This window comes from Streptomyces sp. NPDC051677 (assembly GCF_044453465.1).
GTDB lineage: Bacteria > Actinomycetota > Actinomycetes > Streptomycetales > Streptomycetaceae > Streptomyces.
Map to the genome: position 1 here is coordinate 17,137 of NZ_JBITCT010000069.1, position 22,063 is coordinate 39,199.

Consider the following 22,063-nt stretch of genomic DNA (forward strand, 5'->3'; position numbering starts at 1 on the left):
TGGGTGCTCCGGAGCCTGACCGGGGACCCGGATCGCGCACGAGGAGTCCTCTTGCCAGACGAGGCCCAGCACCTGACCGCCGCCAAGCCCGAGTCCGCCTCGGTGCCCGCGGCCATGCCCGCGAAGAGCGACGCGCGCGGGCCGGTCGAGCACGACCGTTCCGCGCCCGTCGACAAGCCGGCCGAGCAGCCCCGCCCCAAGCCGGCCCCGACCGAGCGCCCCTCGGCCGCGCCCGTCGGCCGCCCGGCCGCCGCCCAGCCGGCAGCGCGCTCCGGCTCCTCCAACCGCGTCCGCGCCCGCCTCGCCCGGCTCGGCGTCCAGCGCGCGAACCCCTACAACCCGGTCCTGGAACCGCTGCTGCGGATAGTGCGCAGCAACGACCCCAAGATCGAGACCGCCACCCTGCGCCAGATCGAGAAGTCCTACCAGGTCGCCGAGCGCTGGCACCGCGGTCAGAAGCGCAAGAGCGGCGACCCGTACATCACGCACCCGCTCGCGGTCACCACGATCCTCGCCGAACTCGGCATGGATCCGGCCACCCTCATGGCGGGCCTGCTGCACGACACCGTCGAGGACACCGAGTACGGCCTGGAGGACCTGCGCCGCGACTTCGGCGACCAGGTCGCCCTGCTCGTCGACGGCGTCACCAAGCTGGACAAGGTCAAGTTCGGCGAGGCCGCGCAGGCCGAGACGGTGCGCAAGATGGTCGTCGCCATGGCGAAGGACCCGCGCGTCCTGGTCATCAAGCTCGCCGACCGCCTGCACAACATGCGCACCATGCGCTACCTCAAGCGCGAGAAGCAGGAGAAGAAGGCGCGCGAGACCCTGGAGATCTACGCGCCGCTCGCCCACCGCCTCGGCATGAACACCATCAAGTGGGAACTGGAGGACCTCGCCTTCGCGATCCTCTACCCCAAGATGTACGACGAGATCGTACGGCTGGTGGCCGAGAGGGCGCCGAAGCGTGACGAGTACCTGGCCATAGTGACCGACGAGGTCCAGGCCGACCTGCGCGCCGCCCGCATCAAGGCGACCGTCACCGGCCGCCCGAAGCACTACTACAGCGTCTACCAGAAGATGATCGTCCGCGGCCGTGACTTCGCGGAGATCTACGACCTGGTGGGCATCCGTGTCCTCGTCGACACGGTCCGCGACTGCTACGCGGCTCTCGGCACCGTCCACGCGCGATGGAACCCGGTCCCCGGCCGGTTCAAGGACTACATCGCGATGCCCAAGTTCAACATGTACCAGTCGCTGCACACGACGGTCATCGGCCCCAACGGCAAGCCGGTCGAACTCCAGATCCGCACGTTCGACATGCACCGCCGCGCCGAGTACGGCATCGCCGCGCACTGGAAGTACAAGCAGGAGGCCGTCGCCGGCGCCTCCAAGGTGCGCTCGGACCAGCCGCGGACGACGGGCAAGGACGACCACCTCAACGACATGGCGTGGCTGCGCCAGCTCCTGGACTGGCAGAAGGAGACCGAGGACCCCGGCGAGTTCCTGGAGTCCCTGCGCTTCGACCTGTCGCGCAACGAGGTCTTCGTCTTCACGCCGAAGGGTGACGTGATAGCGCTGCCGGCCGGCGCGACGCCCGTGGACTTCTCCTACGCGGTGCACACCGAGGTGGGCCACCGCACCATAGGAGCCCGGGTCAACGGCCGCCTCGTGCCGCTGGAGTCGACCCTGGACAACGGCGACCTGGTGGAGGTCTTCACCTCCAAGGCGGCCGGGGCCGGGCCGTCCCGGGACTGGCTGAACTTCGTCAAGTCGCCGCGCGCCCGCAACAAGATCCGGGCCTGGTTCTCCAAGGAGCGCCGCGACGAGGCCATCGAGCAGGGCAAGGACGCCATCGCGCGCGCGATGCGCAAGCAGAACCTGCCGATCCAGCGCATCCTCACCGGTGACTCGCTGGTGACGCTGGCCCACGAGATGCGCTACCCGGACATCTCCTCGCTGTACGCGGCGATCGGCGAGGGCCATGTGGCCGCGCAGAACGTCGTGCAGAAGCTGGTGCAGGCTCTCGGCGGCGAGGAGGCGGCCACCGAGGAGATCGACGAGGCGGTTCCGCCGTCCCGCACCCGTGGCCGCAAGCGGCGCAGCAACCAGGACCCGGGTGTGGTCGTCAAGGGCGTCGACGACGTGTGGGTCAAGCTGGCCCGCTGTTGTACGCCCGTGCCCGGCGACCCGATCATCGGATTCGTCACGCGCGGTAGTGGCGTATCGGTTCACCGCAGCGACTGCGTCAACGTGGAGTCACTGTCCCGCGAGCCGGAGCGGATCCTCGACGTCGAATGGGCGCCGACGCAGTCCTCGGTCTTCCTGGTGGCCATCCAGGTCGAGGCTCTGGACCGGTCCCGTCTGCTGTCGGACGTCACGCGCGTCCTGTCCGACCAGCACGTCAACATCCTGTCCGCGGCCGTCCAGACCTCCCGTGACCGGGTGGCCACCTCCCGCTTCACCTTCGAGATGGGCGACCCCAAGCACCTGGGCCACGTCCTGAAGGCCGTCCGCGGCGTCGAGGGCGTCTACGACGTGTACCGGGTGACGTCGGCACGCAGGCCGTAACGTACGAAGGCGGACGGCAACGCGAAACGGCCCGGCGGTGGTCTCCCACCGCCGGGCCGCACGTCGAAGAGAACCCGGCCGAACTCAGCCGCCGAACTCAGCCGCCGAACTCGTGCAGACCCTTCAGCGCCTGGTCCAGCAGCGCCTGACGGCCCTCCAGCTCCCGCTCCAGCTTGTCGGCCTTCGCCGTGTTGCCCTGGGCGCGAGCCTGCTCGATCTGCGTCCGCAGCTTGTCCACGGCGGCCTGGAGCTGACCGGTCAGACCCTCGGCACGCGCGCGTGCCTCCGGGTTCGTCCGGCGCCACTCGGCCTCCTCGGACTCCTGGATCGCCCGCTCCACGGCGTGCATCCGGCCCTCGACCTTCGGCCGCGCGTCGCGCGGGACGTGGCCGATGGCCTCCCAGCGTTCGTTGATCGAGCGGAACGCGGCCCGCGTCGCCTTCAGGTCACCGATCGGCAGGAGCTTCTCGGCCTCCTCGGCCAGTTCCTCCTTCAGCTTCAGGTTCTCCGTCTGCTCCGCGTCCCGCTCGGCGAACACCGAGCTGCGGGCGGCGAAGAAGACGTCCTGGGCGCCGCGGAAGCGGTTCCACAGGTCGTCTTCGTGCTCGCGCTGGGCGCGGCCCGCCGCCTTCCACTCCGCCATCAGCTCGCGGTAACGCGCGGCCGTCGGACCCCAGTCCGTCGAACCGGACAGCCCCTCGGCCTCGGAGACCAGCCGCTCCTTGATCCGGCGGGCGTCCTCGCGCTGCGCGTCCAGCTGCGCGAAGTGCGCCTTGCGGCGCTTGGAGAACGCCGAACGCGCGTGCGAGAACCGATGCCACAGCTCGTCGTCCGACTTGCGGTCCAGCCGCGGCAGACCCTTCCAGGTGTCCACCAGGGAGCGCAGCCGCTCACCGGCGGCCCGCCACTGGTCGGACTGCGCGAGCTGCTCCGCCTCGGTGACCAGGTCCTCCTTGGCCTTACGGGCCTCGTCGGACTGCTTGGCACGCTGCTGCTTGCGCTCCTCGCGCCGCGACTCGACGGTCGCCACGAGCTTGTCCAGCCGGTCCCGCAGGGCCTGAAGATCGCCGACCGCGTGGTGCGCGTCCACCTGCTCGCGGATGTGGTCGATGGCGACCTGCGCGTCCTTCGCCGACAGATCCGTGGTCTGCACTCGCTTCTCGAGGAGGCCGATCTCGACAACCAGGCCCTCGTACTTGCGCTCGAAGTAGGCCAGGGCTTCCTCGGGGGAGCCTGCCTGCCAGGAACCGACCACCTGCTCGCCGTCGGCCGTACGCACGTACACGGTGCCCGTCTCGTCGACGCGGCCCCACGGGTCGCTGCTCACAGCGCCTCCTCCACATGATGCCTCCGAGGGGCGTCAGCGCCCCTGGGCATCGTCCACAGTTTCGTCACGGCCAACATAGGCGACCGGCGGGCCGCCTGTCCGCATCCAGCGCGACCGAAATTGCGCAGTTGACCGCGCCTTAGTCGTCGGATTGTCGTCAGTTCGTCGTCAGGATTTCGTGACCGTCGCCTTGTTGATCACGACCGTCGCGTTCGGGGCCCCGTCACCGGCGCCCGTGTTCTCGCCCGCGGCGGCGATCTTCTGCAGAACCTTCATGCCGTCGGCCGACACCGTACCGAACGGCGTGTAGCTGGGCGGCAGCTGACTGTCCCGGTAGACGAGGAAGAACTGGCTGCCGCCGGTGTGCGCCTGACCGGTGTTGGCCATCGCGATCGTGCCCGCGGGGTAGGTGTTGTTCTTGAGGCTGGCGTCCTTCAGGTTCTCGTCCGGAATCGTGTAGCCGGGGCCGCCGCTGCCCTGGCCCGTCGGGTCGCCGCACTGCAGCACGTAGATGCCGTTGGTGGTGAGCCGGTGGCACTTGGTGTGGTCGAAGTAGCCCTTGCCGGCGAGGAAGTCGAACGAGTTCACCGTGTGCGGCGCGGCCTTGGCCTTCAGCGCTATGCCGATGTCACCGCACGTCGTCGCGAGCGTCATCGTGTACTTCGCCGACGTGTCGATCGTGACCGCCGGCTCCTTCTTCCAGGTCTGTGTCTTGATCGAGCCCGCGGCCGGCTTCTCGCACGGGTCCTTCGCGGCGCTGGGCGACGCGGAGGGCGTGGTCTCGGAGCTCGCGTTCGTCTTGTCGTCGTCGCCCTTCAGGACGCCGGTCGTGTACAGCGCCAGGCTGCCGATGACGATCACGCCGAGCACCGACGCGATCACCGAGTTGCGCATGCGCGCCTTGCGTCGGGCGGAGGTGCGCCGCTGCTGCTGCCGCAAGAACTTCTCCCGGGCGAGCTGACGCTTCCGCTGTTCCTGGGTGACCACCGCGTTCTCTCCTCGTGCGTCTCGTACGTCGACTGGGGCGCGTGCGTCTTGTGAGCCGACCGCCTGCGTGTGCCCCGTACCGTATATGGGTTCGCTGAGGAAACGGCAGCGCCGGTAGGCTCTGACCACTGGCGCAGCCGTCAGAAGCCCACGCGTATCGACACAAACGAAGGACGATCGTGCTCATTGCCGGGTTCCCCGCCGGGGCCTGGGGGACGAACTGTTATCTCGTCGCCCCCGCCGCCGGTGAGGAGTGCGTGATCATCGACCCGGGCCACCAGGCGGCCCCCGGAGTCGAGGAAGCGATCAGGAAGCATCGGCTCAAGCCCGTCGCCGTCGTCCTCACCCACGGCCACATCGACCATGTGGCCTCGGTCGTCCCGGTGTGCGGCGCGCACGACGTACCGGCCTGGATCCACCCCGAGGACCGGTACATGATGAGCGACCCCGAGAAGGCGCTCGGCCGGTCCCTCGGCATGCCGCTGATGGGCGAGCTGACCGTGGGGGAGCCGGACGACGTCCGGGAGCTGACCGACGGCGTACGGCTGGACCTGGCGGGTCTGGAGTTCTCCGTCGCGCACGCGCCGGGCCATACCAAGGGGTCGGTGACCTTCCGGATGCCCGAGACGACCGAGATCCCCTCGGTCTTCTTCTCCGGGGATCTGCTGTTCGCCGGCTCCATCGGACGCACCGACATGCCCGGCGGCGACATGGCCGAGATGCTCGACTCGCTGGCCCGCGTGTGCCTGCCGCTCGACGACTCGACCGTGGTGCTGTCCGGCCACGGCCCCCAGACGACCATCGGCCAGGAGCGCGCCACCAACCAGTATCTGCGGCAGGTGGCGGCCGGCGGCCAGGGAGCGGGAGCGAACACCCCTCCCCGACGAGGAATGTGACGAGAGACTTCCGTGAGCACCTTCAAGGCCCCCAAGGGCACGTACGACCTGCTGCCGCCCGACTCCGCGAAGTTCCTCGCGGTGCGCGAGGCGATCGCCGCGCCCCTGCGCAACTCCGGCTACGGCTATGTCGAGACGCCCGGCTTCGAGAACGTGGAGCTCTTCGCGCGCGGCGTCGGCGAGTCCACCGACATCGTGACGAAGGAGATGTACGCCTTCGAGACCAAGGGCGGCGACAAGCTGGCCCTGCGCCCCGAGGGAACCGCCTCAGTGCTGCGCGCCGCGCTGGAGGCCAACCTGCACAAGGTGGGCAACCTGCCGGTCAAGCTCTGGTACTCGGGCTCGTACTACCGCTACGAGCGCCCCCAGAAAGGCCGCTACAGGCACTTCTCCCAGGTCGGCGCCGAGGCGATCGGCGCGGAGGACCCGGCGCTGGACGCCGAGCTGATCATCCTCGCGGACCAGGCGTACCGCTCCTTGGGGCTGCGCGATTTCCGCATCCTGCTGAACAGCCTGGGCGACCAGGAGTGCCGTCCGGTGTACCGCGCGGCGCTGCAGGACTTCCTGCGCGGCCTGGACCTGGACGAGGACACCCTGCGCCGGGCGGAGATCAACCCGCTGCGCGTCCTGGACGACAAGCGCGAGTCGGTCCAGAAGCAGCTCGGGGACGCCCCGCTGCTGCGCGACTACCTCTGCGACGGCTGCAAGGCGTACCACGAGGAGGTCCGCGAGCTGATCACGGCGGCGGGCGTCGCCTTCGAGGACGACCCGAAGCTGGTCCGCGGCCTGGACTACTACACGCGCACGACGTTCGAGTTCGTCCACGACGGGTTGGGCTCCCAGTCCGCGGTGGGCGGCGGCGGCCGCTACGACGGCCTCTCCGAGATGCTCGGCGGCCCCGCGCTGCCGTCGGTGGGCTGGGCGCTGGGCGTCGACCGCACGGTGCTCGCCCTGGAGGCGGAGGGCGTCGAGCTCGAACTCCCCTCCACGACCAGCGTGTTCGCGGTGCCGCTGGGCGAGGAGGCCCGCCGGGTCCTGTTCGCCAAGGTCACCGAGCTCCGCAAGGTCGGCATCGCCGCCGACTTCTCCTACGGCGTCAAGGGGCTCAAGGGCGCCATGAAGAACGCCAACCGCAGCGGGGCCCGCTACACGGTCGTCGCCGGCGAACGCGACCTCGCCGAGGGCGTCGTCCAGCTCAAGGACATGGAGACCGGTGAGCAGGCGGCGATCGGCGTGAACGAGATCGTGGCGGAACTGGAGTCGAGGCTGGGTTAGGGCCACGCGTGGGCGCCGGATCGTCCGATCCGGCACCCTTCGCTCGGGTGTGCTGTCCTGGCTCGCCCATCGGCCGAAACCGAACGCCTGGGGGTGCCCGCGCGTACCTCCTTATGTCCAGTGAACGGTGGCCACACGGCCCTGTGCGGCACAATGGCCCCTGCCCGAAGATGGTCCAACTCTCAAGTGACGGATCGGCGTGATGAGCAAGACGACAGTCAAAGACGTCTCCACGGAGTCCGAGCCCGAGCGCGTCGCCGCGACCGAGCCCCGGACGGTGGGCGGCAGCCGTGCGTTCGCGATCCTGCTGCTGATCACCGGCGCGGCTGGTCTGCTCGCCGCGTGGGTCATCACGGCCGACAAGTTCAAGCTGCTCGAGGCCAAGGTCGCGGGCACGTCCTACACGCCGGGCTGCAGCCTGAACCCCGTCGTCTCCTGCGGCAGCGTGATGGAGTCCAAGCAGGCCGCCGCCTTCGGCTTCCCCAACCCGATGCTCGGCCTGGTCTGCTACGGCATCGTCATCTGCGTCGCCATGAGCCTGCTGACCCGGGCCGCCTTCCCGCGCTGGTACTGGCTGACCTTCAACTTCGGCACGCTCTTCGGCGTGTCCTTCTGCACCTGGCTGCAGTACCAGTCGCTGTACGAGATCAACGCCCTGTGCCTGTGGTGCTCGCTGGCCTGGGTCGCCACGATCACCATGTTCTGGTACGTGACCTCCTTCAACATCCGCAACGGCTTCCTGCCCGCGCCCGGCTGGCTGAAGAGCTTCTTCGGCGAGTTCACCTGGATCGTGCCCGTGCTGCACATCGGCATCATCGGCATGCTGGTCCTGACCCGCTGGTGGGACTTCTGGACCAGCTGACGGGCCCCGTCCCCCGGCCCGCCGCGCTGTCGGTGCGGTGGCTTAGGGTTTCAGCGTGGAGCCCGACCTGTTCACCGCCGCAGCAGAGGACCGCCAGGAGAAGGACCCCGCGGGGAGCCCCCTGGCGGTCCGGATGCGTCCGCGCACGCTCGACGAGGTGGTGGGCCAGCAGCACCTGCTGAAGCCGGGCTCACCCCTGCGCCGCCTGGTCGGCGACGGCGCCAAGGGCCCGGCGGGCCCGTCGTCCGTGATCCTCTGGGGACCGCCCGGCACGGGGAAGACGACTCTGGCGTACGTCGTCTCCAAGGCCACCGACAAGCGGTTCGTGGAGCTGTCGGCCATCACCGCGGGCGTCAAGGAGGTCCGCTCGGTCATCGACGGCGCCCGCCGCGCCATCGGCGGCTACGGCAAGGAGACCGTCCTCTTCCTCGACGAGATCCACCGCTTCAGCAAGGCCCAGCAGGACTCCCTCCTCCCGGCCGTCGAGAACCGCTGGGTGACGCTGATCGCGGCGACGACGGAGAACCCGTACTTCTCGGTCATCTCCCCGCTCCTGTCCCGCTCCCTCCTGCTGACCCTCGAACCCCTCACCGACGACGACCTCCGCGATCTCGTCAGGCGCGCACTGGCCGACGACCGCGGCCTCAAGGGCGCCGTCACCCTCCCCGAGGACACCGAGGCCCACCTTCTGCGCATCGCCGGCGGCGACGCACGCCGGGCCCTGACCGCCCTGGAGGCCGCCGCCGGCGCCGCCCTCGACCAGGACGAGACCGAGATCAGCCTGCAGACCCTGGAGCAGACGGTCGACCGCGCGGCCGTGAAGTACGACCGCGACGGCGACCAGCACTACGACGTGGCCAGTGCGCTGATCAAGTCCATCCGGGGCTCGGACGTCGACGCCGCCCTGCACTACCTGGCCCGCATGATCGAGGCCGGCGAGGACCCCCGCTTCATCGCCCGCCGCCTGATGATCTCCGCCAGCGAGGACATCGGCCTCGCCGATCCGAACGCCCTGCCGATCGCTGTCGCCGCTGCCCAGGCCGTCGCCATGATCGGCTTCCCCGAGGCCGCCCTCACCCTCAGCCACGCCACCATCGCCCTCGCCCTGGCCCCCAAGTCCAACGCCGCGACGACGGCGATCGGCGCCGCCATGGACGACGTACGCAAGGGGCTGGCCGGGCCCGTTCCGCCGCATCTGCGCGACGGGCACTACAAGGGCGCCGCCAAACTGGGGCACGCGCAGGGGTACGTGTATCCGCACGACCTGCCCGAGGGCATCGCCGCCCAGCAGTACGCCCCGGACGCCGTCCACGGCCGGGAGTACTACGCGCCCTCCCGGCACGGCGCCGAGGCCCGCTACGCCGACGCGGTCGAGTGGACCAGACAGCACCTCGGTCGCAAGGGGTCGTGAGCACCCTGTAGACTCGCCCGAAGTGCTGCGTCCCGTTTCCGGATCCTTTTCACAGAGGGGCCGGTTCACCAGAACGGGACATCCAGCCGGAGACCCGGCCCTCGGGCAGGGGCATCCAGGAGCGTCGCGCACCGTCGAACGGTGTCGCGGGCAGCCCACCACCACCCGGAACTCCGGGACAGGTCGGTGGGCCACTCGCGTGCTGCACGTTGTGCCCAGACCAGGGAGCGGCTGCCCGGCCTGTCCGCAAGGACGGAAAACGGGTTTCCCCGGCTGCGGATGCGACCTCCCTTAACTCTGGTGAGCCGAAACCCAGGAAAGAGAAGAAACAGTGGCGAATCAGTCCCGCCCCAAGGTCAAGAAGTCGCGTGCCCTCGGCATCGCGCTGACCCCGAAGGCCGTCAAGTACTTCGAGGCCCGCCCCTACCCGCCGGGCGAGCACGGCCGTGGCCGCAAGCAGAACTCGGACTACAAGGTCCGTCTGCTCGAGAAGCAGCGTCTGCGCGCGCAGTACGACGTGTCCGAGCGTCAGCTCGTCCGCGCCTACGAGCGTGCCTCCAAGGTCCAGGGCAAGACCGGTGAGGCCCTGATCATCGAGCTCGAGCGCCGTCTCGACGCGCTGGTCCTGCGTTCGGGCATCGCCCGCACGATCTACCAGGCCCGCCAGATGGTCGTCCACGGCCACATCGAGGTCAACGGCCAGAAGGTCGACAAGCCGTCCTTCCGCGTCCGTCCCGACGACGTCGTGATGGTCCGAGAGCGCAGCCGCGAGAAGACCCTCTTCTCCATCTCCCGTGAGGGCGGCTTCGCCCCCGAGGGCGAGACCCCGCGCTACCTCCAGGTGAACCTCAAGGCCCTGGCGTTCCGCCTGGACCGTGAGCCGAACCGCAAGGAGATCCCGGTCATCTGCGACGAGCAGCTCGTCGTCGAGTACTACGCCCGCTGATCCTTTCCCGGATCGTTCTGCGGTCGTAGGACTTCTGCGCCCAGGCCCGTCGTCTCCCTGCCTTCCGGGCAGGTGGGACGGCGGGCCTTCGCACACCCCTAATCCGGTACGGAACGGCAGCGACGGCGCGATAGGCTCGGAACCCAATCGATTTCGCCGAAGAGCGGGAAGCAGGTGCACGGTGTCCGGTGGTGAGGTGGCCGGGATCCTGGTGGCCGTCTTCTGGGCGATCCTGGTCTCCTTCCTCGCCGTCGCGCTGGCAAGGCTGGCCCAGACGCTCAGAGCGACCACCCGGCTCGTCGCGGACGTGACCGAACAGGCCGTCCCGCTGCTCGCCGACGCCTCCGCGGCGGTGCGCTCCGCACAGACCCAGATCGACCGGGTCGACGCGATCGCCACCGACGTCCAGGAAGTCACGTCGAACGCCTCCGCGCTCTCGACGACCGTCGCCTCCACCTTCGGCGGCCCCCTGGTCAAGGTCGCCGCCTTCGGGTACGGGGTACGCCAGGCCCTCGGCGGCCGCAAGGAAGCCGCGCCCGCCGGCAAGCCCCGGCGTACCGTGATCGTGGGCCGCACGGTCTCCCGGCGGGAGAAGCGGAACGCCCGTGGAAAGAGGGACTGAGAGCCAGCCATGTTCCGCCGTACCTTCTGGTTCACCACGGGCGTAGCCGCCGGTGTCTGGGCCACCACCAAGGTCAACCGCAAGCTGAGGCAGCTGACCCCCGAGAGCCTCGCCGCGACCGCGGCCAACAAGGCGTTCGAGACGGGAGCGCGTCTCAAGGACCGCGCGGTGGGCTTCGCCCTCGACGTCCGCGACAACATGGCCCAGCGGGAGGCCGAGCTGGGGGAGGCGCTGGGGATCCACGAGGACCCCGAACTCCCCGCACCCAGGCGGTACGCCGCCATCGAGAACAGCAGCACACCGAAGAACGCCAAGTACATCGAGAACACGACGTACTCGTACAACCGGAATGAGGACCACTGATGGAGTCGGCCGAGATCCGCCGCCGCTGGCTGAGCTTCTACGAGGAGCGCGGGCACACCGTCGTCCCGTCGGCGTCGCTCATCGCGGACGACCCGACTCTGCTCCTGGTCCCCGCCGGCATGGTTCCGTTCAAGCCGTACTTCCTGGGCGAGGTCAAGCCGCCGTGGGCGCGCGCCACCAGCGTGCAGAAGTGCGTGCGCACGCCCGACATCGAAGAGGTCGGCAAGACCACCCGGCACGGCACGTTCTTCCAGATGTGCGGCAACTTCTCCTTCGGCGACTACTTCAAGGAAGGCGCCATCAAGTACGCCTGGGAGCTGCTCACCAGCCCCCAGGACAAGGGGGGTTACGGCCTGGAGCCGGAGAAGCTCTGGATCACCGTCTACCTGGAGGACGACGAGGCCGAGCGCATCTGGCACGAGGTCGTCGGTGTGCCGAAGGAGCGCATCCAGCGCCTCGGCATGAAGGACAACTACTGGTCCATGGGCGTCCCCGGCCCCTGCGGACCCTGTTCCGAGATCAACTACGACCGCGGCCCCGAGTTCGGCGTCGAGGGCGGCCCCGCCGTCAACGACGAGCGGTACGTGGAGATCTGGAACCTCGTCTTCATGCAGTACGAACGCGGGGAGGGCATCGGCAAGGACAACTTCGAGATCCTCGGCGAGCTGCCCAGCAAGAACATCGACACGGGCCTCGGCATGGAGCGGCTCGCCATGATTCTGCAGGGCGTGCAGAACATGTACGAGATCGACACCTCCATGGCCGTCATCAAGAAGGCCACCGAGCTGACCGGCGTCGAGTACGGCGACGCCCACGACTCCGACGTCTCTCTGCGCGTGGTCACCGACCACATGCGCACTTCGGTGATGCTCATCGGCGACGGCGTCACCCCCGGCAACGAGGGCCGCGGTTACGTCCTGCGCCGCATCATGCGCCGCGCCATCCGCAACATGCGTCTGCTCGGCGCCACCGGCCCGGTCGTCAAGGGCCTGATCGACACGGTCATCGAGATGATGGGTCAGCAGTACCCGGAGCTGATCACCGACCGCGAGCGCATCGAGAAGGTCGCCCTCGCCGAGGAGAACGCCTTCCTCAAGACGCTCAAGGCCGGCACCAACATCCTCGACACCGCCGTCACCGAGACCAAGGCCTCCGGCGGCAAGGTCCTCGCCGGTGACAAGGCCTTCCTGCTCCACGACACCTGGGGCTTCCCCATCGACCTCACCCTGGAGATGGCCGCCGAACAGGGCCTCTCCGTGGACGAGGACGGCTTCCGCCGCCTGATGAAGGAGCAGCGGGAGCGCGCCAAGGCCGACGCCCAGGCCAAGAAGACCGGCCACGCCGGCGCCGGCGCCTACCGCGAGGTCGCCGACCAGGCCGGTGCCACCGACTTCATCGGCTACGCCGACACCGAGAGCGAGTCCACGATCGTCGGCATCCTCGTCGACGGCGCCTCCTCCCCGGCCGCCACCGAGGGCGACGAGGTCGAGATCGTCCTCGACCGCACGCCGTTCTACGCCGAGGGCGGCGGTCAGATCGGCGACACCGGCCGGATCAAGGTCGACACCGGCGCCGTCATCGAGATCCGCGACTGCCAGAAGCCGGTTCCGGGCGTCTACGTCCACAAGGGCGTGGTCCAGGTCGGCGAGGTGACGGTCGGCGCCAAGGCCCACGCCGCCATCGACAACCGTCGCCGCACGGCCATCGCCCGCGCCCACTCGGCCACCCACCTCACCCACCAGGCCCTGCGCGACGCCCTCGGCCCGACGGCCGCCCAGGCCGGTTCCGAGAACCAGCCCGGCCGTTTCCGCTTCGACTTCGGCTCCCCGTCCGCCGTCCCGACGGCCGTCATGACCGACGTCGAGCAGAAGATCAACGAGGTGCTCGCCCGCGATCTCGACGTGCGCGCCGACATCATGGGCATCGACGAGGCCAAGAAGCAGGGCGCCATCGCCGAGTTCGGCGAGAAGTACGGCGAGCGCGTCCGCGTCGTGACCATCGGCGACTTCTCCAAGGAGCTGTGCGGCGGCACCCATGTGCACAACACCGCCCAGCTGGGCCTGGTGAAGCTGCTCGGCGAGTCGTCGATCGGCTCGGGTGTGCGCCGTATCGAGGCCCTCGTCGGCGTCGACGCCTACAACTTCCTGGCCCGTGAGCACACGGTCGTCGCCCAGCTCCAGGAGCTGATCAAGGGCCGCCCGGAGGAGCTCCCGGAGAAGGTGTCCGCCATGCTCGGCAAGCTGAAGGACGCCGAGAAGGAGATCGAGAAGTTCCGCGCGGAGAAGGTCCTCCAGGCCGCCGCCGGTCTCGTCGAGTCGGCCAAGGACGTGCGCGGTGTGGCGCTCGTCACCGGTCAGGTCCCGGACGGCACCACCCCCGACGACCTGCGCAAGCTGGTCCTCGACGTGCGCGGCCGCATCCAGGGCGGACGTGCCGCCGTGGTCGCCCTGTTCACGGTCAACAACGGCAAGCCGCTGACGGTCATCGCCACCAACGAGGCCGCCCGCGAGCGCGGCCTCAAGGCCGGCGAGCTGGTCCGTACGGCCGCCAAGTCCCTCGGCGGCGGCGGTGGCGGCAAGCCGGACGTCGCCCAGGGCGGCGGCCAGAACCCGGCCGCGATCGGCGAGGCCGTGGACGCCGTCGAGCGGCTCGTGGTGGAAACGGCCAAGTGAGCCATCCGATGCGGAAGGGCCGTCGACTCGCGATCGACGTCGGGGACGCCCGGATCGGGGTCGCCTCGTGCGACCCCGACGGGATCCTCGCCACCCCGGTCGAGACGGTCCCCGGCCGGGACGTCCCCGCCGCCCATCGCCGGCTGAGGCAGCTGGTCGAGGAATACGAGCCGATCGAGGTCGTCGTCGGTCTCCCTCGCTCCCTCAAAGGGGGCGAGGGTCCCGCCGCGGTAAAGGTTCGCGGCTTCGCACAGGAGCTGGCGAACGGAATCGCTCCCGTATCCGTACGTCTGGTGGACGAGCGGATGACAACCGTGACGGCCAGTCAGGGACTGCGCGCCTCAGGGGTGAAGTCGAAGAAGGGCCGGTCGGTGATCGACCAGGCAGCCGCTGTGATCATCCTTCAGCAGGCCCTGGAATCCGAACGGGTGTCAGGTAAAGCACCGGGCGAGGGCGTCGAAGTGGTCATCTGATCGCGATACGGTAACGTTCCGCGCGATGCGGCGGTGTTCGAACAGCTGCCGCACAGTAACGAGGCGGGTGGTCTCCTGGGCGGTGAACGCTCAGGTGCTGGCTGTCTCGCGGCTCTAGGGGATCGGTCACTCGCTCTGCAGCCTTCGGGCCGCGGGCATGTCCGCTGCAGGCGGTCAGGCCCATGAGTGACCAGCCCGAGTCACTGCGTCGAGGAGGTGTATCGGTGACTACGTTTCAAGCAAGTGAGAAGACCCACCAGGCCGTGCTTCCTCAGCGGCCTGCTCTGGAATCCTCCGCAGCAGACATCCCTGGGAGCAGGGACGAAACGGGCGATGGACGCTCCACGCGCAATGCTGGGGCACCTGGCTTGGAACATGGGCGAGGGGAGATGCGCGAGTCTGACCTCCAGATTCCCGCACGTCACCCCTCAGCTGCCGTGTTCGCGACAGCTGAGGGAGGAAACACTGCTGGTAACGGCAGTGCAAGCCAGAGCGCCGGTTCAGGTGCGGCGTTCGTGGCTGTGTTGGACCGGTGCGGTGTCCCACTGATGCCTTGCCATCCCGCGCGTGCTCGCGAACTCTTGGCCAAGGGAAGGGCGGTTGTGGCTCGGCACACGCCTTTCGTCATCAGGCTCAGGGACCGAGTGGCGAAGGACTCGGTGGTGCCAGGTGTCGCAGTACGAATCGATCCTGGTTCGAAGGGCACTGGCATCGCCGTCACTGTCGATTTTGACGCGGCGAGCAGTGAGGACGGTGCCGGCTGCACCACACGGCGAGGGCTGGTGGCCATCGAACTACGGCATCGAGGGGCGCAAATCCACAAAGCGATGGTTCAGCGAGCGGCATACAGGCGTGCAAGGAGGTCGAGGAACCTCCGCTACCGTGCCCCTCGATTCGACAACCGCAATCGATCGGGTGGTTGGTTGGCTCCCTCGCTGCAACATCGAGTCGACACTACTGATTCTGCCATTCAACGGTTGATCCGATACTTTCCTGTCTCTGAGCTTCACGTCGAGCGAGTCTCGTTCGATACGCATGCTATGAGTCAGGGTAAAGCTTGCCTTGAGGCCGTTGAGTACCGGCAGGGAACTCTGGCCGGATATGAAGTCCGTCAATATCTGCTCGAAAAATGGGGGAGGAAATGTGCGTACTGCGGAATCAGTGATGTTCGTCTGCAGGTAGAGCATATCCAACCCAGGATTCATGGAGGATCTGACCGCATCTCTAATCTCACGCTCGCGTGTGCGCCATGTAATGGGCAAAAGGGTAAGCAATCGGTGACGGATTTCCTAAGTCATCGTCCTGCAGCGCTGAAGCGCATTTTGGCAGAGGTGAAGCTTCCATTGAGAGACGCAGCTGTCATGAATGCAACGCGTTGGCGAATCGTTGACCAATTGCGAGCAACGGGACTTCCCGTATCCAGCTGGTCTGCCGGGCGTACACAATACAACCGTGTGAGCCACGGGCTGGCAAAGACGCACACGCTGGATGCTCTGGCCGTCGGTGCGGTAAAAGACGGCATGGCGATCGTACGCTTCCCCGAGAGGGTACTGGTCGCGACTGCGGCGGGCCGTGGGACGTACGCTCGGACTCGTTCTGACCGGTACGGGTTTCCGCGCCTGAGCCTGCCCCGTATTAAACAGAGCTTCGGCTATGCCACTGGTGATCTCGTCCGGGCGGTCATCCCCTCCGGAAAATATGCGGGTTCCTGGACGGGCCGAGTTGCTGTGCGTTCAACGGGGCGTTTCAATATCCGATCCGGGCGTGGTATCGCCCAGGGCATTCATCATCGCTACATCCAGTTGCTTCAACGGGCCGACGGCTACGGCTACATCACCCGAGAGGAGGAAGATGCGCATCGCAGCGCGAACGGTGTAGGCATGCGTGTCGACCGCTCTGATGACTGACTATGGCCGGCACTCAGGCTCCGAACCGTGGCATCCGGAGGACCCGTTGTACGGGGACGGCGGATGGGAAGGGCAGCAGGCCCACGTGGGTCATCAGCCTGCCTACGGCGGCCAGCAGCACCACTACCCGCAGCAGTCGCAGCAGGAGTACGGCGACTGGGGCCAGGGACAGGCGCAGCCGTACGACCCGCAGTACCAGGGCTACGACCAGCAGCAGTACGTCGACCAGGGACAGCAGCACTACGTCCACCAGAACCACCACAACCAGCAGGGCTATCACGAGGGTTACCAGGAGGGCAGCTGGGACGGCACGGGCACCCATGCCCACGTCCCGTACGCGGCCGACCCCGGTGACCCCTACGGCCAGCAGGCCGCGGCCTACGGTGCGGAGCAGCCGGACTTCTACAACACCCCGGACGCGTATCCGCCTCCGGAACCGCCCGCCCGGCGCCGCCCCGAGCCCGAACCGGCTCAGGCGGAGCTGGAGATCGAACAGAAGCCCGACTGGGATCCCGGGCCCGACCAGGGCGAGCACGCCTTCTTCGCCGACGGCGGCGCCGAGGACGACGATGACCCGGAGGGCCGCGGGAACCGGCGGGGCAAGGGCGCCAAGGACACGAAGACCAAGAAGAGCCGCAACGGCTGCGCCTGCCTGATCGTCGCACTGGTGTTCGTCGGTGGTATCGGTGGCGTCGGCTACTTCGGCTACCACTTCTACAAGAATCGTTACGACGTGGCCCCGGACTACGCGGGCGGCGGCACGAGCCAGACCGTCAGCGTGCAGGTTCCCAAGGGCTCCGGCGGCGCGGCCATCGGCCGGCTGCTCAAGGACGTCGGCGTCGTCAAGAGCGTCGACGCGTTCGTCTCCGCGTTCACCAACAATCCCAAGGCCGGCAGCATCCAGGCGGGCGCGTACATCCTGAAGAAGGAGATGTCCGCCAAGAGCGCCGTGGAGATGATGCTCGACCCGAAGAGCCAGGCCAACGTCCTGGCGAAACCCGGGCAGCGCAATGTCGACGTGTACAAGGTTATCGACGAGAAACTCGCCCTTTCCTCCGGAACCACCAAGAAGGTCGCCGAGAAGGAGTACAAGACTCTCGGGCTGCCCAGTTGGGCGAATACCGACGGCAACATCAAGGACCCACTGGAGGGCTTCCTCTATCCGGGCACGTATCCCGCCGCCAAGGGCATGAAGCCGGAGGCCATCCTGAAGGCGATGGTCGCCCACGCCAACCAGGTGTACGGCGGGTACGACCTCGCGGCCAAGGCCAAGACGCTCAATCTGGACAATCCGCTGCAGGTCATCACGGTCGCCAGCCTTGTCCAGGCCGAGGGCAAGACGCACGACGACTACCGCAAGATGGCGGAAGTCGTCTACAACCGGCTCAAGCCCACGAACGACCAGACCAACCAGCTGCTCCAGTTCGACTCGACCTTCAATTACCTGAAGGGCGAGAGTAAGATCCATATCAGCGCGTCCGAGATCAACAGCAACAAGGACCCGTACAACACCTACACCAACAAGGGTCTGCCGCCCGGTCCGATCGGCAATCCCGGCGACGACGCGCTGAAGGCCACCTTGAATCCGACCGCCGACGGCTGGATCTATTTCGTGGCCACCGACGGTGAGAGCAACACCGAATTCGCCAAGACCTTCGCGGAATTCCAGAAACTCAAGGACAAGTTCGATGCCAGCACGGGCAACTGACGCCCGCCGGGCCGCGGTACTCGGCAGCCCCATCGCCCACTCCCTCTCCCCGGCGCTGCACCGCGCCGCGTACGAGGCGCTGGAGCTCACCGGCTGGACGTACGACCGCTTCGAGGTCGACGAGGCGGCCCTGCCCTCCTTCGTCGACGGGCTCGGCGCCGAGTGGGCCGGGCTGTCGCTGACCATGCCGCTGAAGCGTGCGGTCATCCCGTTGCTCGACGAGATCAGTGCGACGGCGGCCTCCGTCGACGCGGTCAACACCCTGGTGTTCACCGAGGACGGCCGTCGCGTCGGCGACAACACCGACATCCCCGGCATGGTCGCCGCCCTGCGCGAGCACGGCGTCGAACAGGTCGACTCGGCCGCGATCCTCGGCGCCGGCGCCACCGCGTCCTCCGCGCTCGCGGCCCTGGCCCGGGTCTGCACCGGCGAGATCGTCGCCTTTGTCCGCAGCGAGGCCCGCGCCGCAGAGATGCGGCAGTGGGGCGAGCGGCTCGACGTCGGGGTCCGGATCGCCGACTGGGCGGACGCCGCCGACGCCCTGAGCTTCCCGCTGGTCGTCGCGACCACCCCGGCCGGCGCCACAGACGCCCTCGCCGTCTCCGTACCGGAGCGTCCCGCCACCCTGTTCGACGTGCTCTACGACCCCTGGCCGACGGAACTGGCCGCCCGGTGGTCCATGTTCGGCGGCGCCGTCGTCAGCGGCCTCGACCTGCTCGTGCACCAGGCCGTCCTCCAGGTGGAGCAGATGACCGGCCGCGCGCCAGCACCGGTGAAGGTCATGCGCAAGGCGGCCGAACACGCGGTGGCCTCTCGACAGGCCACCCAGTTGTGAGCATGGCGCGGTGCGATCCGTGGCGCAACGGCCCCTACGAGGAACGGAACTGGGAGCTGGCACCACCGGATTTGCAGGCTCCCAGAGGCGGACCCGGCCGGTGAGGGCGGGCTGGTTGATCTCCAGCCAGATCTGGTTCTCATGGTGTCGTGGTGGGGTCGGCTGAGTAGGTTGGCGGCACGGGTCCCCGAATGCAGTCCTCGGCTCCCGCCCGCTGCGCCTGATGCAGTTCAAAGCTAGTGTCCTGAGTCCCAGAAGGGCTGAATATCTAGGATTCGGGGTTCGGTAGGCGGTTCAGGTAGCCGGCGAGGCGTTCGAAGATCTCGTCGGCGGACTAGGTCCAGGTGAACGGCCGGGGGTCCTCGTTCCAGTGGGCGATCCAGTCGCGGATGTCTTTCTCCAGTGCCTGGACGTTCTTGTGGACGCCGCGCCGGATCTGTTTGTCCGTCAGCAGAGCGAACCAGCGCTCGACTTGGTTGAGCCATGAGGAGCTGGTGGGCGTGAAGTGCATGTGGAACCGCGGGTGTGCCAGGAGCCACTTCTGGATGGCGGGGGTCTTGTGGGTGGCGTAGTTGTCGCAGATGAGGTGGACGTCGAGGTCGGCGGGGACTTCCTTGTCGAGTTTGGCGAGGAACTTCTTGAACTCGGTGGCGCGGTGGCGGCGGTGCAGAGAGCCGATGACCTCGCCCGTGGCGGTGTTGAGCGCCGCGAACAAGGTAGTTACGCCGCCGCGCAGGTAGTCGTGGGTGCGACGCTCGGGCATGCCGGGCATCATCGGCAGCACAGGTGCCGAGCGGTCCAGCGCCTGTATCTGGGACTTCTCGTCGACGCAGAGCACGATGGCACGCTCGGGAGGGTCCAAATAGAGGCCCACGACATCGCGGACCTTCTCGATGAACTGCGGATCCTTGCTCAGCTTGAACGTGTCGACCTGGTGCGGTTTGAGGCCGAAGGTCCGCCAGATCCGCGAGACCGTCGACTGGCTCAGCCCGCTCTGCTTCGCCATTTCCCGGGTGGACCAGTGGGTGGCGCCCTTCGGTGTCGTCTCCAGCGTCCGCACGATCACGTCCTCGACCTGCTCGTCCGTCACCGTGCGGGCGGGCCCCGGCCGCTTCTCGTCGGCCAGGCCCTCAAGCCGGCGGGCCGCGAACCGCTTCCGCCACGTGGCCACCGTGGTCGGATGGATGCCGAGGTCCCCGCCGACCTGGGTGTTCGACAGCCCATCAGCACACGCAAGGACGATCCGGCACCGCAGTGCCAGAGCCTGCGCGGACGTTGCCCGCCGCGACCAGCGCAGCAACGTCTCACGCTCCTCATCCGTCAGAACCACTTCGACCGTCGGCCGACCCATGCGCGCCATGATCTCAGCATACTTCTATGGCTTTCCTAAGACTCAGGACACTAGCAGCCATCCGGTGGTGTTGCGGCTAAGCAGGACAGCCGCAGTCTGGCCGCGCCGTGAAGCGCAACTGTCAGTCCCGTCCTGGTGGTGGTCGCTGCGATGCTGTTCACGACGACTTCATGGCCGGTCAGCAGCCTGATCCGCCAGTTCATCGTAATTTAGGAGGACAGTCGGTGCTTTTCCTCCGGGCATATCTAGTGTCTCGTGATCCTGATTGTGTTACTTCGAGTTGTTATTGACGAGTTTCTTCACGCTGGTCTGGACGAGTAAACATTCAGCTGGTGTGCGCTCGGTGATCTTTTCGGGCATGGGGTGACGGCCGGTGACCGTGGTGGTCGTCGGCTGGTGGGGTGTCAGGCGCGGGCTGCGGGTGGGAGCCAGGTGGTGCCGGTGAAGGCGTCGCGGAGCACGATGAGGGGGTTGGCCGCGTGCTTGACCACGGTGGACAGGACGCCGCGGATCAGGTAGCGGTCCTTGGCCCGGCCGAGGTCGGTGAGTCGGCCGGAGATGTTCTCCTGGATCTTGGCGGGCCGTAGGTCGCGTTCGGCCTGGTTCGAGGTGGGTGGGATGCGCAGGTCGGCGGTGAAGCGCAGGAAGTCGTCCTCGCGGTCGCGGAAGGCCTCCAGCAGCAGGCGGGTCTTACGGGCGCCGGGCCGGTGGTCGTCGATGGGGGTGGTCGCGGCCAGGCCGATGCGGACAGCGGCGCGCAGGCCGCGCACGCCGAGGCTCTTGATCCGCTCGGGCAGGCAGGTCTCAGCGCGTGTGCGGGCCTGGTTGGCGCGGTGGATGAGTTCCCGCAGTTCGTCGGCAAGCTGGATGGGCCAGGTGTCGTCGGGGTAGAGCTCGGCCGCGCCGGCCAGGTCGCGCAGGACGTGGGCCAGGCACAGTTGGTGGTCCAGGTCGCCCAGCTGGGTGCTGTCATAGGCCTGGTAGCGGTCGTGGACGGCGACCGCGCCGGGTTCGAGGTCGGCCAGAACCGTCTGCCGGAACGTCTTCGTGGAGCGGTCGCCGAGCAGGAAGTGGGTGTACAGGTCGGTGCAGACGACGTGCAGGTAGCCCTTGGCCTCCTTCTTTCCCTCGGCGGGGGTGGCCGGTCCCACCTTGAGCGGGGTCTCGTCCGCACAGACGGCGAACGCGAGGCTGATCAGCGTGCGGATCGCGAAGTCGCAGGCGGCGAGCGCGCGAGCGGCGCGCCGCAGCAGGGAGTGGACGAACCCCGCCGAGGGCGCGGTGCCGGTCAGCGAGGTGAGGATCTCCACGACCCGGTGCACCGGCACGAAGTGGACGACCAGCAGGTAGACCGCGTAGCCACGCAAGTTCGGCCCGTACTCGATCCGGCCGCTGCCCGCGCCCTCGGGCCGGGCCGCGGTGTGCACTCTTCCGCAGCCGCAGGCCACCGCGTGCTGGTCGTACTGCACCACGCTGACCGACACCAGCGGTATCTCGTGCTGCTGGTAGCGGTCTACCACCCCCAGGTCGCTCGCCCGGGCGAGGTCGGCGCCGCAGCCGCACGCCCCCTCGGGATAGCGATCGCGGCGGTCGTCGAGCTCGTCCTCCTCGCGCCAGCGCAGCGCAGCGCCCGGCGCACCCTTCTGTTTGCCCTTCGCCCGCCCCGACGGCTTCGCGCGGCGTTCCTTCTGCGGCGGGGTCCGGCCCGGATCACCGTCCTTCGAAGGAGGCGTCGAGGAGTTGGTGCTATTACGCGAGTGCAGGTGTGAGGTTCCCCCGAGATGCGGAGTGTGTTGACAGAGGGTCAGATGGTTCTCATGAGAGGAACATCGACCATGGCCGCCCCCAGAAAGTACTCGC

At 68.1% G+C, this 22,063-nt stretch carries 16 protein-coding genes and 2 pseudogenes; 13 read left to right on the top strand and 5 right to left on the bottom strand.

What is annotated here, in order from left to right; genetic code table 11:
• Window positions 1-51: 51 nt before the first annotated feature.
• On the top strand, window positions 52-2,568 hold the full coding sequence (locus ACIBAF_RS44175) for a RelA/SpoT family protein (protein WP_399471607.1): 2,517 nt from the start codon (window positions 52-54) through the stop codon (window positions 2,566-2,568).
• Window positions 2,569-2,665: 97 nt separating this feature from the next.
• Here ACIBAF_RS44175 and ACIBAF_RS44180 read toward each other — a convergent pair whose 3' ends face one another.
• Window positions 2,666-3,895: a DUF349 domain-containing protein gene (locus tag ACIBAF_RS44180; protein ID WP_399471609.1), complete on the bottom strand. Its 1,230-nt coding sequence runs from the start codon at window positions 3,893-3,895 to the stop codon at window positions 2,666-2,668.
• 168 nt (window positions 3,896-4,063) lie between these two features.
• Window positions 4,064-4,882, bottom strand: coding sequence for a peptidylprolyl isomerase (locus ACIBAF_RS44185; RefSeq protein WP_399471611.1), 819 nt, complete (start codon window positions 4,880-4,882; stop codon window positions 4,064-4,066).
• A 179-nt stretch (window positions 4,883-5,061) separates the two neighbouring features.
• Here ACIBAF_RS44185 and ACIBAF_RS44190 point away from each other — a divergent pair, with 179 nt between their 5' ends.
• From ACIBAF_RS44190 to ACIBAF_RS44245, 12 genes are all read left to right on the top strand, one after another.
• The gene (locus tag ACIBAF_RS44190) at window positions 5,062-5,778 is read left to right on the top strand and encodes an MBL fold metallo-hydrolase (RefSeq protein WP_399471613.1); all 717 of its coding nucleotides are present in this window, start codon (window positions 5,062-5,064) and stop codon (window positions 5,776-5,778) included.
• A gap of 12 nt (window positions 5,779-5,790) precedes the next feature.
• The gene (hisS, locus tag ACIBAF_RS44195; protein ID WP_399471615.1) at window positions 5,791-7,053 is read left to right on the top strand and encodes a histidine--tRNA ligase; all 1,263 of its coding nucleotides are present in this window, start codon (window positions 5,791-5,793) and stop codon (window positions 7,051-7,053) included.
• 202 nt (window positions 7,054-7,255) lie between these two features.
• Window positions 7,256-7,915 (top strand): vitamin K epoxide reductase family protein, encoded by a 660-nt coding sequence (locus tag ACIBAF_RS44200; RefSeq protein WP_399471618.1) that lies wholly within the window; start codon window positions 7,256-7,258, stop codon window positions 7,913-7,915.
• A 55-nt stretch (window positions 7,916-7,970) separates the two neighbouring features.
• Window positions 7,971-9,326: a replication-associated recombination protein A gene (locus ACIBAF_RS44205; protein ID WP_399471620.1), complete on the top strand. Its 1,356-nt coding sequence runs from the start codon at window positions 7,971-7,973 to the stop codon at window positions 9,324-9,326.
• A gap of 331 nt (window positions 9,327-9,657) precedes the next feature.
• Window positions 9,658-10,272, top strand: a complete 615-nt coding sequence (gene rpsD, locus ACIBAF_RS44210; RefSeq protein ID WP_030038536.1) for a 30S ribosomal protein S4 — start codon at window positions 9,658-9,660, stop codon at window positions 10,270-10,272.
• A gap of 181 nt (window positions 10,273-10,453) precedes the next feature.
• Entirely contained in the window at window positions 10,454-10,894 is a 441-nt protein-coding gene (locus tag ACIBAF_RS44215; protein ID WP_399471622.1) for a DUF948 domain-containing protein, read from the top strand.
• A 9-nt stretch (window positions 10,895-10,903) separates the two neighbouring features.
• Complete coding sequence (locus ACIBAF_RS44220; RefSeq protein WP_399471624.1) at window positions 10,904-11,257, top strand: hypothetical protein; 354 nt, start codon at window positions 10,904-10,906, stop codon at window positions 11,255-11,257.
• Window positions 11,257-13,929, top strand: coding sequence for an alanine--tRNA ligase (alaS, locus tag ACIBAF_RS44225; protein ID WP_399471626.1), 2,673 nt, complete (start codon window positions 11,257-11,259; stop codon window positions 13,927-13,929). Before ACIBAF_RS44220 ends, alaS begins: the two co-directional genes overlap by 1 nt.
• 8 nt (window positions 13,930-13,937) lie before the next feature.
• On the top strand, window positions 13,938-14,402 hold the full coding sequence (gene ruvX / locus ACIBAF_RS44230) for a Holliday junction resolvase RuvX (protein ID WP_399471634.1): 465 nt from the start codon (window positions 13,938-13,940) through the stop codon (window positions 14,400-14,402).
• A 389-nt stretch (window positions 14,403-14,791) separates the two neighbouring features.
• The gene (gene iscB / locus ACIBAF_RS44235) at window positions 14,792-16,309 is read left to right on the top strand and encodes an RNA-guided endonuclease IscB (RefSeq protein ID WP_399471628.1); all 1,518 of its coding nucleotides are present in this window, start codon (window positions 14,792-14,794) and stop codon (window positions 16,307-16,309) included.
• Window positions 16,302-18,017 carry an endolytic transglycosylase MltG gene (gene mltG / locus ACIBAF_RS44240; RefSeq protein WP_399471630.1) on the top strand — a complete coding sequence of 572 codons (1,716 nt, stop codon included), beginning with the start codon at window positions 16,302-16,304 and terminating at the stop codon, window positions 18,015-18,017. The genes iscB and mltG overlap by 8 nt, the downstream gene beginning before the upstream one ends.
• A complete protein-coding gene (locus tag ACIBAF_RS44245) occupies window positions 17,998-18,852 on the top strand; it encodes a shikimate dehydrogenase (RefSeq protein ID WP_399471632.1) in 855 nt (284 codons plus the stop codon). The genes mltG and ACIBAF_RS44245 overlap by 20 nt, the downstream gene beginning before the upstream one ends.
• A 337-nt stretch (window positions 18,853-19,189) precedes the next feature.
• On the opposite strand, the pseudogene ACIBAF_RS44250 reads toward ACIBAF_RS44245, so the two are convergent.
• The 3 genes and pseudogenes from ACIBAF_RS44250 to tnpC form a co-directional block, all read right to left on the bottom strand.
• Window positions 19,190-20,212: pseudogene (locus ACIBAF_RS44250) on the bottom strand (IS630 family transposase); the annotation flags it as partial.
• Between the two features lie 107 nt (window positions 20,213-20,319).
• A pseudogene (locus ACIBAF_RS44255) lies at window positions 20,320-20,412 on the bottom strand (hypothetical protein); the annotation flags it as partial.
• A 195-nt stretch (window positions 20,413-20,607) separates the two neighbouring features.
• Window positions 20,608-22,011 carry an IS66 family transposase gene (gene tnpC / locus ACIBAF_RS44260; RefSeq protein ID WP_399471636.1) on the bottom strand — a complete coding sequence of 468 codons (1,404 nt, stop codon included), beginning with the start codon at window positions 22,009-22,011 and terminating at the stop codon, window positions 20,608-20,610.
• Between the last annotated feature and the right edge of the window lie 52 nt (window positions 22,012-22,063).